This is a genomic window from Gilliamella sp. W8136, from assembly GCF_016101285.1.
Taxonomy (GTDB): domain Bacteria; phylum Pseudomonadota; class Gammaproteobacteria; order Enterobacterales; family Orbaceae; genus Gilliamella; species Gilliamella apicola_N.
In genome coordinates this window covers 34841-51939 of sequence record NZ_JACFQU010000003.1, presented here as the reverse complement: position 1 = coordinate 51939, position 17099 = coordinate 34841, and the positions used below count along the sequence as shown (strand labels likewise).

The 17099-nt window shown below is 33.5% G+C and carries 4 protein-coding genes; all 4 read right to left on the bottom strand.

Annotation, left to right across the window (positions count from 1 at the left end):
• Window positions 1-412 precede the first annotated feature (412 nt).
• A complete protein-coding gene (locus H3T96_RS02385) occupies window positions 413-4120 on the bottom strand; it encodes a DUF4132 domain-containing protein (protein ID WP_144091119.1) in 3708 nt (1235 codons plus the stop codon).
• 442 nt (window positions 4121-4562) lie between these two features.
• Entirely contained in the window at window positions 4563-8285 is a 3723-nt protein-coding gene (locus H3T96_RS02380; protein ID WP_144091117.1) for a DUF4132 domain-containing protein, read from the bottom strand.
• A gap of 462 nt (window positions 8286-8747) precedes the next feature.
• Window positions 8748-12461 carry a DUF4132 domain-containing protein gene (locus H3T96_RS02375; protein ID WP_144091115.1) on the bottom strand — a complete coding sequence of 1238 codons (3714 nt, stop codon included), beginning with the start codon at window positions 12459-12461 and terminating at the stop codon, window positions 8748-8750.
• On the bottom strand, window positions 12455-16201 hold the full coding sequence (locus H3T96_RS02370) for a DUF4132 domain-containing protein (protein WP_144091113.1): 3747 nt from the start codon (window positions 16199-16201) through the stop codon (window positions 12455-12457). Before H3T96_RS02370 ends, H3T96_RS02375 begins: the two co-directional genes overlap by 7 nt.
• Window positions 16202-17099 lie beyond the last annotated feature (898 nt).

Sequence of the window (17099 nt, the reverse complement as noted above, 5' to 3'; positions counted from 1 at the left end):
AAATCTTAAGTATCCATTTATAATTTCAGGATATTTATAACTTTTAATCGCTATTCATTCCAATCTAATGTCGCCATTTAAATAAACATAAAACTATTTAAATTAATACACATCAATTTTTAATGTTTGATAAGTTTATTGGACGTTATCAAATAATGGCTACGAGCTGGAATTTTATATTCCTTATTATGTTTAGTTTTATTCAATAAATTTATTTTTTACTTTATTGTTTTGCATAATATTTTTACGCGATCCATTTCTGTTATCTACTTAAAACTAAAATGTTTAACATCGAAAATGGTAAATAAGTATTACTACTTTTAGTAGCAATACTTTTGTACACTAATCTCGACAATCATATAACCCATAACCAAATCAAGAATGATGTGTTTCATCAGATTTTGACCATGTTTTACCATATTAATTTATCTTTCCAATTAGGATCAAAACCACTACTAGCATTTGCAACAGCCCTATAATTAGCATAACCTTCGGCTAATAACACTTTGGGTAGTTTATCAAGCGCAATTGCACTATCTTTGAAACCTTTTTTATTACTGAAATAAAGGTTATAAAGCACTGCTGGAATATTCTCTTCAGGTAGCATGTTGCCACTGAATTCAATATTGATATAGATATTGAGACTGTCAAAGTATTTATAGTAACCATAAAAATATCCGCCATCTTCAGTATTATCACGCTCGTAACCCAGTTTCTTTAAAACATCACGTAAGGTAAAACTATCCGTTAACCAGCCTAAACGGTCATCAATAATACCATCTTTAAATTTGCTCATATCGGATAATAGAGCACCAAACTGCTCAAACAATGGATTTACTTTGTAATCTTTAAGATGCGCTTGCCATTTTGCTGTATCATCACTTGATATTAACGCTGAATGGGCAACAGTAATAAAATGATTTTGATCAAGTAAGATTTCGTCATCTTGATTGGTTATTAAGCTGCCATCCTCAGTTGGTCTAAAACTATTGACGATCTGACCATTATTGTCTAATTCCAACCACACTAAACGTTGAATCAATCGTCCTACAATCGGATGTGGTTGCAGATATTTTTGCCAATCTTCCACTCGCCATTGACGCTCGGCACACATGGCTTCGTAAAAACGGCTTATTTGCATAGTGAGCAATTGGCTAAGCTCTTTTTTACTGTTGCTGAACTGTTTTTTGGCCTCTTTAACGAGTTCAGGATTTTCACTTTTACGTGCTTCTGGTAATGCTTTGATCTTTTCTCCATCAGCATTTTTTAATTGCCACTTAAATTTATCATCTAAACTAGCAGTAAAGGTACGCTCACCGTAATCAAGAATTAACAAACCATTATCATCTAACCCTGCGGTCGATATGGTGCGATCGTCCAGTTCATCTGTTGTCCATCCTGAGCGCTCGGCAATACTTTCTACCAAGTGTCTGGCTTTTTCTTGAATGGATGCCGTACGATAGCGACGTGCTAATGATAATAATAGTTGAATGATCATCGGATCATCACTGTTTGCCAGTGGTTCAAGCATCGCTTCAATTTGTGCACGACGTTGATAATGATTTTTCATAAAACTACTTAAAAGTGACACAGCAATTTGGCCTTCAATACCACAAGTTAAAGCTAACATACCTTTTGCTTTAATGGCTGAGCCAAGATAAATTGCTAATGTCTCTTTTTTGATTTCGTCAAAAACTTGCTCATAAGTAATATTGTTATAGTGAGGATAAAGATTCGGATAACGTTTATAATATCCAATATATTGTTGCAATCGCATATTAGCTTCTAAACCGGCTTTGGCTTCTGCTTCTTCTAGTGATGGACTTAGCGTATCTTGCTTAATGAAACTTTGTAAAATAAACTCGCCTAATTGTTGCTGACTTTGAGGGCTTAACAATTGATTATAAAGAGTTAACAACGGATTAGCCGGATCGTTTAATTTGACCGCTAAACAGATCCACCACTGAATAATTTGTGAATCAACTTTATCACCATTTTGCCAAGTCAAAGATGGAATTAAGTTAAAATCAAACCAATCTAGTTCGGTTGGCATTTTACCTTTTACCCCTTTTTGGGCATCAGCCAATAATTTTTTTGCAGTTAAGTGCTGACTAATATCTTCACCCATTTTTTCCAGCGCCACCAATATTGCCGCTTGTACCGTTTCGCGTTTCTCTTTTTTTAGCGCAGCATTTAGTGCTTTAATCGAGCTTGTTTGTCCTAACTCAGCTAACCAATTAGCTGCAGCAATACGCACCTCTTGTTTTGAAGAAGATAAGGCTTGTTCAACTTGATTATGTATATTAGGTATCTGTCTTAAGGCATGTTGTGCTGCGTAACGTACCGGTTTACTTCCACCTAAAGCTAATTCAATTAGGTAAGCAACATATTTAGCTGGAATGGTTGGAAAAAGTTGTAATATTTTTATGACACTCTCTAGACGACTAAGGATTTGTAGAGGAGCAAAACCCAAAGCTTGATCAATTAAATATATATTTTCAGCAAAAAAAGCCCATAATTTATAGGGTTCATTTTCATAAATATCATGATAAAAATCACTGGTTAAAAACTCCAGAGCAATTTCATACTCAACCTGTGGATAGTTGAGTTTTACCATGACATCCGCTATCTGTCTTAAATCGAAGTTTTTAACAATTTCATAATAATTATATATATATCTAAAAGGATAATTACTATTTAGACCGCTCAGTAACTGAGTCATGCGAAGTAAGTGAAATAAAGAAAATTCAGGTAAATTTGCTAGTCGATTTTTGGTAATTAAAAAGTCAAAATCAATATTCTTATCAAATTCTTTCAATAATGCTGAACGATCAATTTTACCATTCAAATATTCAAAGATCTTATCCAGAGACTTTGATGTCACCGTTTGCAACGGTTTATAACGGTCTAGATAATAGGTTGATCGTCTTTTATATTTTTGGTTTTTCTCTTGCTCATCTTCCATCAATGTTTTACGTTCAATAAGGAACTCGTCAAAATTTTGCTGTATAACATCTCGAGCAATTATGGGCAATGGCGTGTCAACAAGTGGTTCATAATCAGGAATAACTAACTCAGCTTGCTGTTTGGCTGCATTGACGGTTTCTAATCTCGATAAAGCATTTTCAATGGTAGCAATAACTGTTTTATTGGTTTCATTAGCTAAAGCTTGCTCTAAAATTGTCGGTTCAGAAATGATTCGTGAGAGCAATATTACGACATTAGCTCGCTCCTTAGCAGAACTGGAAGTTAAAAAGTGTTGTAATTGAGGTTGAACCAGCTCCACTGGTAAGTTAAATAGTATTTCTGTAGCTAATTGACTTACCTGTTTGGAAGTATTTAAAGTCTGCATGGCAATAAAATCAACCAATTGCAACTGAAATTCTGGATGTCGTTGAATGTAATTAAGTTGTTCTATTTGTCCCAAAGGCGCCAAACCGAGTGAGGGAAGTTGCTTAAATAATTCAATGCGTTCTTGAATATAAGTCAATAACCCATTTAACCGAGTAAAATATTTAAAATCACGCAAAGAACTTTCAAAAATATTTTGACGGTCAAAAATCGCGAACAGTAACTTTTCACCTAATCCTGTCTGTTCAATTTCAAGAAATTGATGTAATTGTTGGATTGACCAATTTTCACGATCATCAATTTTATCTTTATTTTCGCTATAAGAGGGTAAAGTAGTAATCAGTCCATCATATAACAAATACATAATCCAAGAAGGAATTTGTTCGCTTATGCGTTTAATGAGACTTAAATGATCAAATAAAATAGCAGAAATTCGGGCAAATCGAATGATTTGTTCCGGTGTATAGGCATCCGTCCAAAGCTTATAAAAATTAATGCGTGCTTTTTGCAACGGATGAATCTTTTGATAATTATATGAACTATAAAAGGCAGCGGGTCCTCGCAATAATTCATAAATTTTATCAACATTAGCTGACTTTTGACATAGTTTATCAAAATCGGCCAACACATCAATTTCATCACCATGCAAGATATATTGTGTGACCCGTTCTGGTAAAGATTTGTCTAATTCACTTAATGGTTTAAAGATAGTATTGATTAACTGTTTAGATGCATGTGGACTTGTTGATAATTGTTCAGCTGTTTTCATATTTCCTTATTCTCCCATTAAGATTCAAATCTTGGGTATCCATTTGCAATTGCAACATATTTGTAACTTTAATCGCTACTCATTTTAATCCAATTTAGCCATTTAAATAAATATAAAACTATTTAAATCAATACAAATCAATTTTTAAAACTTGATAAGTTTATTGGACGTTATCAAAAAATGGCTACGAGTTCGAATCTTATATTCCTCATTATCTTTAGTTTCATTTAATAAATTTATTTTTTGACTTTATTGCAATGCATTACATATTATTCGTACTCGATCCATTTGTGTTATCTACTTAAAACTAAAATGTTTAACATCGAAAATGATAAATAAGCATTACTATCTTTAGCAGCACTCCATTGATACATTAATTTCGACAATCATATACCTATAACTAAATCAAGAATGATGTGTTTCATCAGATTTTGACCATGTTTTACCATATTAATTTATCTTTCCAATTAGGATCGAAACCACTACAGGCTTTTGCCACCGCCATATAATCAGCATAACCTTCTGCTAATAACACTTTAGGTAGTTTATCGAGCGGAATTGCTCTATCTTTGAACCCCTTTTTATTACTAAAATAAATATAATAGAGTACTGCTGGGATATTTTCTTCAGGTACCATGCTGCCACTGAATTCAATATTGATATAAATATTTAGACTACTAAAGTATTTATGATAACCATAAAAACTTCCGCGAAATTCAATATCGTCACGCCCATAACCTAATTTTGTTAAAACACTACGTAGAGTAAAACTGTCGGTCAACCAGCCTAAACGATCATCAATAACGCTATCATTAAATTTACTTATCTCTGGAAATGCATGACTAAACTGCTCAAACAATGGAGTTATTTTGTAATCTTCAAGATGCGCTTGCCATTGTGCTATATCATCACTTGCTAGTAACGCCGAATGGGCAACAGTTATAAAGTGATTTTGATCAAGTAAGATTTCGTTATCTTGATTCGTTATTAAACGGCCATCCTCAGTTGGTCTAAAACTATTGACGATCTGACCATTATTGTCTAATTCCAACCATACTAAACGTTGAATCAATCGTCCCACAATTGGGTGTGGTTGCAGATATTTTTGCCAGTCTTCTACTCGCCATTGACGCTCGGCACACATGGCTTCGTAGAAACGGCTTATTTGCATAGTGAGCAATTGGCTAAGCTCTTTTTTACTGTTGCTGAACTGTTTTTTTGCTTCTTTGACGAGTTCAGGATTTTCGCTTTTACGTGCTTCTGGCAATGCTTTGATCTTTTCTCCATCAGCATTTTTTAATTGCCATTTAAATTTATCATCCAAACTAGCAATAAAGCTACGCTCACCGTAATCAAGAATTAACAAGCCATTATCATCTAGACCTGCGGTTGATATGGTGCGATCAGTTAGTTCCTCAATAGTCCAGCCTGAACGCTCAGCAATGCTATCTACCAAATATCTGGCCTTTTCTTGAATGGATGCCATGCGATAACGACGTGCTAATGATAATAATAGTTGAATGATCATAGGATCATCACTGTTTGCCAATGGTTCAAGCATTGCTTCAATTTGTGCTCGACGTAGATAATGATTTTTCATAAACGTACGTAAGAGAGATACAGCAACCCGACCTTCAATACCACTAGTTAACGCTAATATCCCTTTGGCTTTAATGGCTGAGCCAAGATAGGTTGCTAATGTCTCTTTTTTGATTTCTTCAAAAACCTGCTCATAAGTAGTATCTTTAAAGATAGAATAAAATTCCGGATCGCGTTGATAATATCCAATATATTGTTGCAACCGTTTATCAGCCTCTAAACCGGCTTTCGCTTCCGCATCTTCTAATGTTGGTTTTCGGGTATCTTGCTTAATGAAACTTTGTAAAATAAATTCGCCTAATTGTTGCTGACTTTGGATGCTTAATAATTGATTATAAATAGTTAACAGCGGATTAGCCGGATCTTTTAATTTGACCGCTAAGTAGATCCACCACTGAATAATTTGTGGATCAACAGCTTTACCATTTTGCCAAGTCAAAGTGGGTATTAAGTTAAAATCAAACCAATCGAAATCGGTTGGTGTTTTACCTTTTAAACCTTTTTGGGCATCAGCCAATAACTTTTTCGGGGTTAAGTGCTGACTAATATCTTCACCAATTTTTTCCAGCGCCACCAATATTGCTGCCTGGACTGTTTCGCGTTTCTCTTTTTTTAGCGCAACATTTAGTGCTTTAATCGAGCTTTTTTGTCCTAACTCGGCCAACCAATTAGCTGCGGTAATACGTACCTCTTGTTTAGTGGACGATAAAGCTTGTTCAATTTGACTATGTATGTTGGGGATCTGTCTTAAAGCATCTTGAGCAACATAACGTAGTTGCTTATTTTCACCTAAAGCTAATTCAAACAGGTAAGCGACATATTTAGCTGGAATCGTTGGAAACAGTTGCAATATTTTTATGGTGCGAACTTTATCTACATGAGCATAATAGTGAGTAATTTGTAAAGGAGCTAAACCCAATCCTTGATCAATTAAAAAGTCATTCTCAGCAAAAAAAGCCCATAATTTATAGGGTTCATTTTCAAAAATATCATGGTAAAGATCATGATAAAAATCACTGGTTAAAAACGGCAAAGCAATTGTAAGTTCAACCTGTGGGTGGAAGTTTATTTTTAACATGACATCAGCAATTTGTCTAAGATCGAAGTTTTTAACAAAGCTAAAGAATTCATCTATTATATTATAATAATAAATATTATCTTTACGATTGACCAATCGTATCATTCGAAATAAATGAAACAAAGAAAATTCAGGTAAATTTGATAGTCGATTTTTAATAAATAAAAAGCGAAAACTAATTTTCTCATCAATTTTTTTGAATAATGCTGAACGATCGATTTTACCATTCAAATATTCAAAGATATGATCCAGAGACTTTGATGTCACCTTTTGCAACGGTTTATAAAGGTCTAAATAATAGGTCGATTCCATTTTATATTTTTGGTTTTTCTCTTGCTCATTTTCCTTCAATATTTTAAGTGCAGTAATAAACTCGTCAAAATTTTGCTGTATAACATATCGAGCAGCTATTGGTAATGGTGTGTCAATAATTGGTTCAAAATCAGGAATAACTAGCTCAGCTTGCTGTTTGGCTGCATTGGCACTTTCTAATCTCGATAAAGCACTTTCAAGGGTAGCAATAACTGTTTTATTGGTTTCGTTAGCTAAAGCTTGTTGTAAAATTGTTGGTTCAGAAATGATTCGAGAAAGCAATATTGTTGCATGAGCACGCTCTTTAGCCGAGCCTGAAATTAAAAAGTATTGTAATGGTGGTTGAACCAGCTCCAATGGTAAATTTAGTAGTATTTTTGTAGCTAATCGACTCACCTGCTTGGAAGTATTTAACGCCTGGATTGTAATAAAATCAGCCAATTGCAACTGAAGTTCTGGATATCGTTGAATGTATTTAAGTTGTTCTACCTGTCCCAAAAGTGCTAAACCAAGTGAGGGAAGTTGCTTAAAGAGTTCAATGCGGTCTTGAATATAACTCAATAATCCATTTAATCGAGTAAAATATTGAAAATTATAATAATAATCGACACTAATATTTTGACGGTCAAAAATCGCGAACAGCAACTTTTCACCTAATCCCGCTTGTTCAATTTCAAGAAATTGATGTAATTGTTGTATTGACCAATTTTCACGATCATCAATTTTATCTTTGTATACAGTATTAGAGGATAACGTAGTAATTAGTCCATCATATAACAAATACATAAACCATGAAGGAATTTGTTCGCTTATATGTTTAATATAACTTAAATGGTCAAATAAAGTAGCTAGGACTTGGGCAAATCGAATTATTTGTTCTGGTGTATAGGCATCCGTCCAAAGCTTATAAAAATCAATACGTGCTTTGACTAACGGATTAAACTTGCGATAATTGTATGAACTGTGAAAGGATGCTGGTCCTTGTAATAACTGACTAATTTTATTAGCATTACCCGAAATTTGACACAATTTATTAAAATCGTCCAACACATCAATTTCTTCACCATGCAAGATATATTGTGTGACCCGTTCTGGTAAAGATTTGTCTAATTCACTTAATGGTTTAAAGATAGTATTGATTAATTGTTCTGGTGATAATTGTTCTATTTCATTCATATTCCTTTATTCTCCATTAAGATTCAAATCTTGGGTATCCATTTGTAATTGGGTATCATAGCGATTGGTTATTTTCAAAAAGTTTTTTATACTTGATAATCACTACACCATATATCGGATTTTTGGACGCACTCATGTACTATATTATCCCTATAAAATTAGATTCTTTTGATATCATCCGCCCTATCTTTCAAAACAACGTTAAACTCCACTTACATTAAACCTTGTTTTCTAATAGTGATAAATTGCACGGTCTACAGACAGATTGTCACAAATAAATTACCACTAATGCCTAATGTTCCCAACCTAACTAAATTGAGGAACTGATTTTAATGAAAAAAACAATCTTAAGGCTTATTATTGTCATTATCGACTTTGCTTTATGTTGCCAGTTCTTAACTATAACGCTCTTATACAGTTAGTTGCGTTACTTGTTTCTTATTTACCATCTTTTTTATCTTTTCAATCTGAATCAAATTTGCTTGAAGCATTAGCGACAGCCATATAATCAGCAAAACTTTCGGCTAATAACACCGGGGGGATGTTGTTAGCATCAATTTTGGGTTTTGTATAGACCCTTTTTTGACGAAAAGAGAGATAATAACGTTCTACTGAAATATTGTCTTGAGAAATATAATTCCCACTAAATTGAATGATGGTATACAAATTTAGGTTACTATAGTATTTACAATAATAATCTAAGCATTCACTATCTTCAATATAATCATGTTTATAACCTCTTTTAGTAAGGACATTGCGAATGGTAAACGCGTCCGTTAACCAACCTGTATAATTATTTACTATACCATCATCAATCCATTGGCTCTTTGGTAAAGGGTTAGCAAATTGGTCAAACAATGGCGTAACTTTATAGTCTTTAAGATGTACTTGCCACTGTTTTGTATGACTGGCTGGTAACAAAACATTATGAGCTAGAGTGATATAGTGATTTTGATTCAAAGTGATCTCTTCATCGTGTAAATTAATCAAACTACCATCTTCAGTTGGCCTAAAGCTGTTGCAAATCTTACTTTGTTCATCAACCGCTAACCACACTAATCTTTGCACCAACCGACCGACAATTGGATGGGCAAATAGATATTGTTGCCAATTACTTACTTGCCAACGGCGTTGGGTGCACATGGCTTCATACAAGCGTTCGGTTTGTATTGTAACAATTTGTGCGAGTTCTTTTTTATAATGTGAAAACTGTTTTTTCACTTCTTTGATCACTGTTGGATCTTCATCTTTACGCCCTTCTGGTAAGGTTTTTATATTGTTACCTTCCGAATTTTTTAATTGCCATTTAAAGTTATCATCAATACTGGCCGTAAACATTCGTGCGCCGTAATCAAGTATAAGTTTGCCAGAATCATCCAGCCCAGCAGTTAAAACAGTACGTTCAGTAAGATCATCTGTTGTCCATTTTTTCTGCTCAGCAATTTGGTTTACCAAAGATTTTGCTTTTTCTTGAATAGTTTTTTTGGGATTACAGTAAGGAATAGATAACAAAAATTGTATTATGATGAAATCATCATTAACGGCGATCGCTTCTAACATTGCTTCAATTTGCTCTCGTCTAGTGTAATGATTTTTCATATAAGCTTTTATTATCGATACGGCTATATGGCCTTCAATTCCACCCGTTAAAGCCAATAAACCTTTTGATTTAATTGCCGAACCAATTAAACGAGTTTGCACTTCTTTTTTGATTCTTTCAATAACTTGTTGGAGAGTGATATTTTGATATTCAGGGTATAAGTCAGGATGATTTTTATAACTATTTAAATAGGACTGTAGTCGCACTGGTGCGGTTAATTTTGCCTCATTTTCTGCTTCTATTAAGGTTGGGGTTAAGGTATCTTGTTGGATAAAACTTTGTAATATAAATAAACCAAGCTGTTTTTGGCTTTTATCACTTAACAGACTAATATAAATAGTTAATAAAGGATTGGCTGGCTCTTTTAGTTTTACAGCTAACCACATCCACCAAGTAATAATTCTGCGATCAACCTGATCACCATTTTGCCATGTTAAAGCAGGGATAGTATCACTAACTAACCATTCAATACCCGTCGGTTTTTTACTTTTTAAGCCTTTGATTGCATCATCAAGTAATCGAGATGGTGTTAAATATTGGCCAATATTTTCACCTAAACTTTCTAGCGCGGATAATAGTGCTGCTTGTACCGCTTCTTGTTTTTCTTGATTTAAAGCGGTATTTAAAGCAGCAATCGAAGATTTATTGCCCAATATTACCAACAAGTTAGCTGCTAAAATACGCTGTTTAAATTTATTAGAAGTTAATGCTTTTTCAACTTGACGATGTATACAAGGTGATTTACTTAATGCTTGTTGGGCCAATAAGCGAGGTATTTTGGTATCGCCTAATGCTAACTCTAATAAATGAATATTATATTTAGCTGGAAGTTTTGGAAAAAAAGTTAAGATTTTTAGTCCACGCTTTTTATCAAAAGTATAACCACTATTTTGTGGCTCAAGGCTGGGGATTAATCCCAATGCTTCATCAAGATAGATAAGGTTTTCAGCAAAAAAAGGCCAAACACAATTTGCGTCACTCTCTAAGGTTAGATCATAATAATAATTCATCAAATATGCTGCGGCAACAATACGTTTGACATCGGGCATATCGGATATGTTATTTAAAACCTGAGCGACCAAGCGTAAATCGGTATGCAGCAATATTTCATGTTTTAAAAAACTTAAAGCTAAACAAAACGCTTCAATCTTAGTATAAGTAATTTTTTCTGCGCGTAATAAGTGATACAAATTAAATTCAGGAAATGCTTGCAAACGCCCTTTATGTAAAATAATTTCATTAGTTAGCTTATTTTTAATATCAGATTGCGTTAATTCCCCCTTAGCGTTTAGATAATTAAAAATCGTATCTAAATCATTGTCAGTGAAAGTAGTTAATTGCTCGTAACGTTCCTGCTCATTCGTATATCGGCAATGATATCTTTGATTATCGAGTTTTTCTTGTTGTGCTCTATTTTGCGATTGTATTAACAATTCTTGATAATTTTGTTTCAATATATCGCGCGCTTTCACAGGTAAATCAATTTCAGTAATTGGCATAAAAGGAGGAATGATAAATTCATCCTCTTGCTGCCTAACTAACTTATCATCGTTAACGGAAAATAAAGCACTTTCGATACTTTTAATTACTATTTTATTCGTTTCTTCAGTTAGTATTTTTTCTAATATTACTTTATCAACAGACAATTTAACTAATAGCGCAATTTTTTGACAACGTTGCTTTGGTGTACCTTGTGCGAATGAAGCAATTAAATGATTTTGCGCACTTTCTGTAGAAACACTAAACAATAGCGTTGTCGCTAACTCTCTTATTTTTTTGATGCTACTGGTGGATTGTTTGACTAACAAATCCACTACTTGTTCTTTAAGTTCGGTATGACTGGCAATATATTGCAATTGTTGCAATTGACCAATTGTGGATAATTCTTGATCTGGTAAAGATTTAAACCATTCTAAGTTTTCAGTTATATATAATTTCAACCCTCTAATCGCAAAAACAGTATTAAAATAACGATTGTAATATTTTGGTACTTGTTGTCGATCAAAAAGAGCAAACATAAGTTGGTTTCCCAACCCTGTCTGCTCAATTTCGAGTAATTGATGTAATTGCTCAATGGACCAATTATCACGCTCAGCGATATTTTGCTCAGCATTGAAATTACGCCCTAAAAAAGTAGTGACCAAACCGTCAATAAACAGATATAAAAACCACAAAGGCAGTTTTGGAGTGATAACATTAATATTTATTTTCTCATAATAAACTTGTCCTTGAGGCAGGTCCGGAATATCAGTTGCTGCTAAAATTTTACCAAACCTGATGATCTGTTCAGGTGAATATTGACTCGTCCATAATTGATAAAATTTAGCTCGTACTTTTTGCAGTGGTTCATTACTTTCATCAGAAAAACCAACAAAACCTGGCATACCAAGCAATCTATAAATCTGTTTATATTTATTCGTTTTTGATAATACTTTTAGATCATCAAGAACCATGTCATCTTTGCCATATAAAATATAATGACAAATCCGTTCAGGCATTGACTGTTCTAATTTATTTAGACCTGAGAAGCAATCAAAAATAACCTGTTCCATCAAGTTTTGTTTATGTTTTACCATATTAATTTATCTTTCCAATTAGGATCAAAACCACTACAGGCGTTTGCCACCGCCATATAATTAGCATAACCTTCGGCTAATAACACCTTAGGTAGTTTATTGAGTGCAATTGCTCTATCTTTGAATCCCTTTTTATTACTGAAATAAAGGTTATAAAGTACTGCTGGAATATTTTCTTCGGGTAGCATACTGCCACTGAATTCAATATTGATATAAATACCTAAACTGCCAAAGTATTTATGATAACCATAAAAACATCCGCTATCTTCAGTAGTATCACGCTCATAACTCAATTTGGTTAAAATACCACGAATGGTAAAACTGTCGGTTAACCAGCCTAAACAGTCATCAATAACGCCATCGTTAAATTTGCTTATCTCTGGAAATGCATGACTAAACTGCTCAAACAATAGGGTTATTTTGTAATCTTTAAGATGCGCTTGCCATTGGGCTATATCATCACTTGCTAGTAACGCCGAATGGGCAACAGTTATAAAGTGATTTTGATCAAGTAAGATTTCGTCATCTTGATTGGTTATTAAGCTACCATCTTCAGTTGGCCTGAAACTATTGACAATCTGACCGTTATTATCCAATTGTAACCAAACTAAACGTTGAATAAATCGTCCCACAATCGGGTGTGGTTGCAGATATTTTTGCCAATCTTTCACTCGCCATTGACGCTCGGCACACATGGCTTCGTAAAAACGGCTAATTTGCATAGTGAGCAATTGATTAAGCTCTTTTTTACTATTGCTGAACTGTTTTTTTGCCTCTTTGACGAGTTCAGGATTTTCACTTTTACGTGCTTCAGGTAATGCTTTGATCTTTTCTCCATTAGCATTTTTCAATTGCCATTTAAATTGTTCATCTAAACTAGCAGTAAAGGTACGCTCACCATAATCAAGAATTAACAAGCCATTATCATCTAACCCTGCCGTCGATATGGTGCGGTCTGCCAGTTCTTCTGTACTCCAGCCTGAACGTTCAGCAATACTTTCTACCAAGTATTTAGCCTTTTCTTGAATGGATGCCGTACGATAGCGACGAGCTAATGACAATAATAGTTGAATAATCATAGGATCATCACTGTTTGCCAGTGGTTCAAGCATCTCTTCAATTTGTGCTCGACGTTGATAATGATTTTTCATAAAACTGCGTAAGAGAGACACTGCAATAGAGCCTTCAATACCACAGGTTAATGCTAATACTCCTTTTGATTTAATGGCTGAGCCAAGATAGATTGCTAATGTTTCATTTTTGATTTCTTCAAAAACCTGCTCATAAGTAATATTTTGGTATCTAGAAAATTGTTTTGGATAGCGCTGATAATATCCAATATAGTCTTGCAATCGTTTATTGGCCTCTAAGCTGGCTTTGGCCTCTGCCTCTTCCAGTGTTGGTGTTTGGGTATCTTGATTAATGAAACTTTGTAAAATAAATTCGCCTAATTGTCGCTGACTTTGGGTGCTTAACAATCGATTATAAACTGTTAACAGTAGATTAGACGGATCTCTTAATTTGACCGCTAAGCAGATCCACCACTCAATAATTTGTGGTTCAACTGTCTTACCATTTTGCCAAGTTAACGTCGGTATTAAGTTAAAATCAAACCAATCAAAATCGGTTGGTATTTTACCTTTTAAACCTTTCTGGGCATCAGCCAATAACTTTTTCGGCGTTAAGTGCTGACTAATGTCTTCACCAAATTTTTCCAGTGCAATCAATATTGCTGCTTGTACTGTTTCGCGTTTCTCTTTTTTTAGTGCAGCATTTAGTGCTTTAATCGAGCTTTTTTTTCCTAACTCGGCCAACCAATTAGCGGCAACTATACGTACCTCTTGTTTTGCGGAGGATAAGGCTTGTTCAATTTGATTATGTATATTGGGGATCTGTCTTAAGGCATCTTGCGCAGCATAACGTTCCCGTTTAATTTCGCCTAAAGCTAATTCAAATAGATAAGCGACATATTTAGCTGGAATAGTTGGAAATAGCTGTAATATTTTTATGGTACAAACTCTATCAATACGATCATAACGAGACTGAGCGAATTGTGGAGGAGCAAAACCCAATGCTTCATCAATTAAAAACTCATTTTCAGCAAAAAAAGCCCATAATTTATGAGGTTCATTTTCATAAATATCGTGAAAAACATCACTGCTTAAAAACGGTAGTGCAATTGTATATTCAACATCTGGAATGATATTAATTTTTTTAAACACATCAGCTATTTGTCTAAGATCGGCATTTTTAACAACGTCATAGTTTTCGTATAATCGATTAAAATAATAAGTAACACTTGAATCATCAATTAATCGTCTCATTCGAAATAAGTGAAATAAAGAAAATTCTGGTAAGTTTGATAATCGATTTTTAATAAGTAAAAAATCAAAATCAATTTTCTCGTCAATTTCTTTGTATAATGCTGAGCGATCGATTTTACCATTTAAATATTCAAAGACCTTATCAAGAGACTTTAACGTCACTGTTTTCAACCTTTTATAACGGTACTGATTATAACTCCATGATGTATTATTTTCTTTGTTTTCCTCTAGCTCATTTTGCATCGCTCTTTTACATTCGATAAGGAACTCGTCAAAATTTTGCTGTAAAACATCACGAGCAGTGATTGGTAATGGTGTATCACTAATTGGTTCAAAATCAGGAATAACTAGCTCAGCTTGCTGTTTGGCTTCATTGGCACTTTCTAATCTCGATAAAGCACTTTCAATGGTAGCAATAACTGTTTTATTAGTTTCGTTGGCTAAAGCTTGCTGTAAAATTGTCGGTTCAGAAATGATTCGAGAGAGTAATATTGCGGCATTAGCGCGCTCCTTAGCCGAGCCTGAAGTTAAAAAGTGTTGTAATTGGGGTTGAACCAGCTCATGTGGTAAGTTAAATAGTATTTCTATAGCTAATTGATTCACCTGTTTGGATGTATTTAACGCCTGCATTGCCAGAAAATCAACCAGTTGCAACTGAAGTTCAGGATATCGTTGAATATATTTAAGTTGATCAATCTTCCCAAAAAGTGCTAAACCGAGTGAGGGGAGCTGCTTAAATAATTCAATTCGTTCTTGAATATAACTCAATAATCCATTCAATCGGTTAAAATATTTAAATAAACCAACACGTATAACAGGAATATTTTGACGGTCAAAAATGGCAAATAGTAACTTTTCACCTAATCCTGCTTGTTCAATTTCAAGAAATTGATGTAATTGTTGTACTGACCAATTTTCACGTTCAATAATTCCATTTTCGTTTTCGCAATCATCATAAGATGGTAACGTGGTAATCAGTCCGTCATATAACAAATAGAGAAACCATGATGGGATTTGCTCGTTTATACGTTTAATAAAATGTAAATGGTCAATTAAAGTGGCAAAAACTCGGGCAAATCGAATTATTTGTTCTGGTGTATAAATATCGGTCCAAGACTTATACACGTCAATGCGAGCTTTAAATGATGGATGAAGTTTCTCATAATTAAAGTAATAAAAACGTGAACGATAAATACCTGAGGGGCTTTGCAATAATTCATAAAGATCATTTGCCTTATTAGGTATTTGACATAATTTCTCTAAATCGACTAATACATCAATTTCATCACCATACAAGATATATTGTGTTATCCGTGTTGGTAAAGATTTATCTTGTTCACTTAATGGCTTAAAGATAACGGTAATTAATTCTTCGGATGTGTGAGTTTTAGTTGATAATTGTTTTATTTCTTTCATATTCCTTTATTTTCCTATTAAGGCTCAAATCTTGGGTATCCATTTGTATTTGCAACTTATTTGTAGCTTTTTAATCGCGACTTATTCTAATTCAATTTTGCCATTTAAATAAATATAAAACGATGTAAATCATTACAAATCATTTCATAAGACTAGATAAGCTTATTGGGCATCATCAAAAAATGGCTACGAGTTAAAGCTATATATTTTAGACTATTTTTTAGTTCTATTTAATTAAGTTATTTTTTCTTTATTGTAATGCATTAAAGATTATTTGTACTTGAACCATTTATGTTATCGAGCCAAAACTTAAAGTTTTTAATATGTAAAATGATAAAAAAGTATTACTGCTTTTAATTACACTCCACTCACACATTAATGTCGACAATCACATCTAGGTATAAAATATTCATGTAATGGATGGATAAATTGAAAAAGTGAAGTACAAGCAAATGCTTCACGACTAAAATAAAATATTACTGGAGGTTCATTTTTTAAAATTCTTCTGGCCCATTAAAATATTTCTTTATTATCATCTATTGGGTTGCTCAATGGTAAAGCATTCCCCCTCATAATAACCATGGCTCTCATTTGATAGATATACCTGCCAAATTGAGCAATTTAGTACGGTATGAACCCGTTAGTAAATATTATTTCTTTTTATAAATTTTTCTTTCAGTTCTCGGAATTAAATGGACACTCTATTGGTGTTTGTCATTATATAAATGAATATTTTCAAATATTGAACGTTATCCAGCACCAAGACGCGCGGTTTTTATTTTTAAAAAATAACCATAGCCATTCAATTAATTTTATTTATCGTTTATACTTTCACCTAAGTATTTACTTTGTTTTTAGTAATACTAAATTATTCACACCAAAAATAATAAATTAAAAC

Excerpts from the sequence above, each read along its gene's own strand:
- H3T96_RS02385 (WP_144091119.1), bottom strand. The coding sequence starts at position 4,120 with ATGAAAACAGCTGAACAATTATCAACAAGTCCACATGCATCTAAACAG.
- H3T96_RS02380 (WP_144091117.1), bottom strand. The coding sequence starts at position 8,285 with ATGAATGAAATAGAACAATTATCACCAGAACAATTAATCAATACTATC.
- H3T96_RS02375 (WP_144091115.1), bottom strand. The coding sequence starts at position 12,461 with ATGGTAAAACATAAACAAAACTTGATGGAACAGGTTATTTTTGATTGC.
- H3T96_RS02370 (WP_144091113.1), bottom strand. The coding sequence starts at position 16,201 with ATGAAAGAAATAAAACAATTATCAACTAAAACTCACACATCCGAAGAA.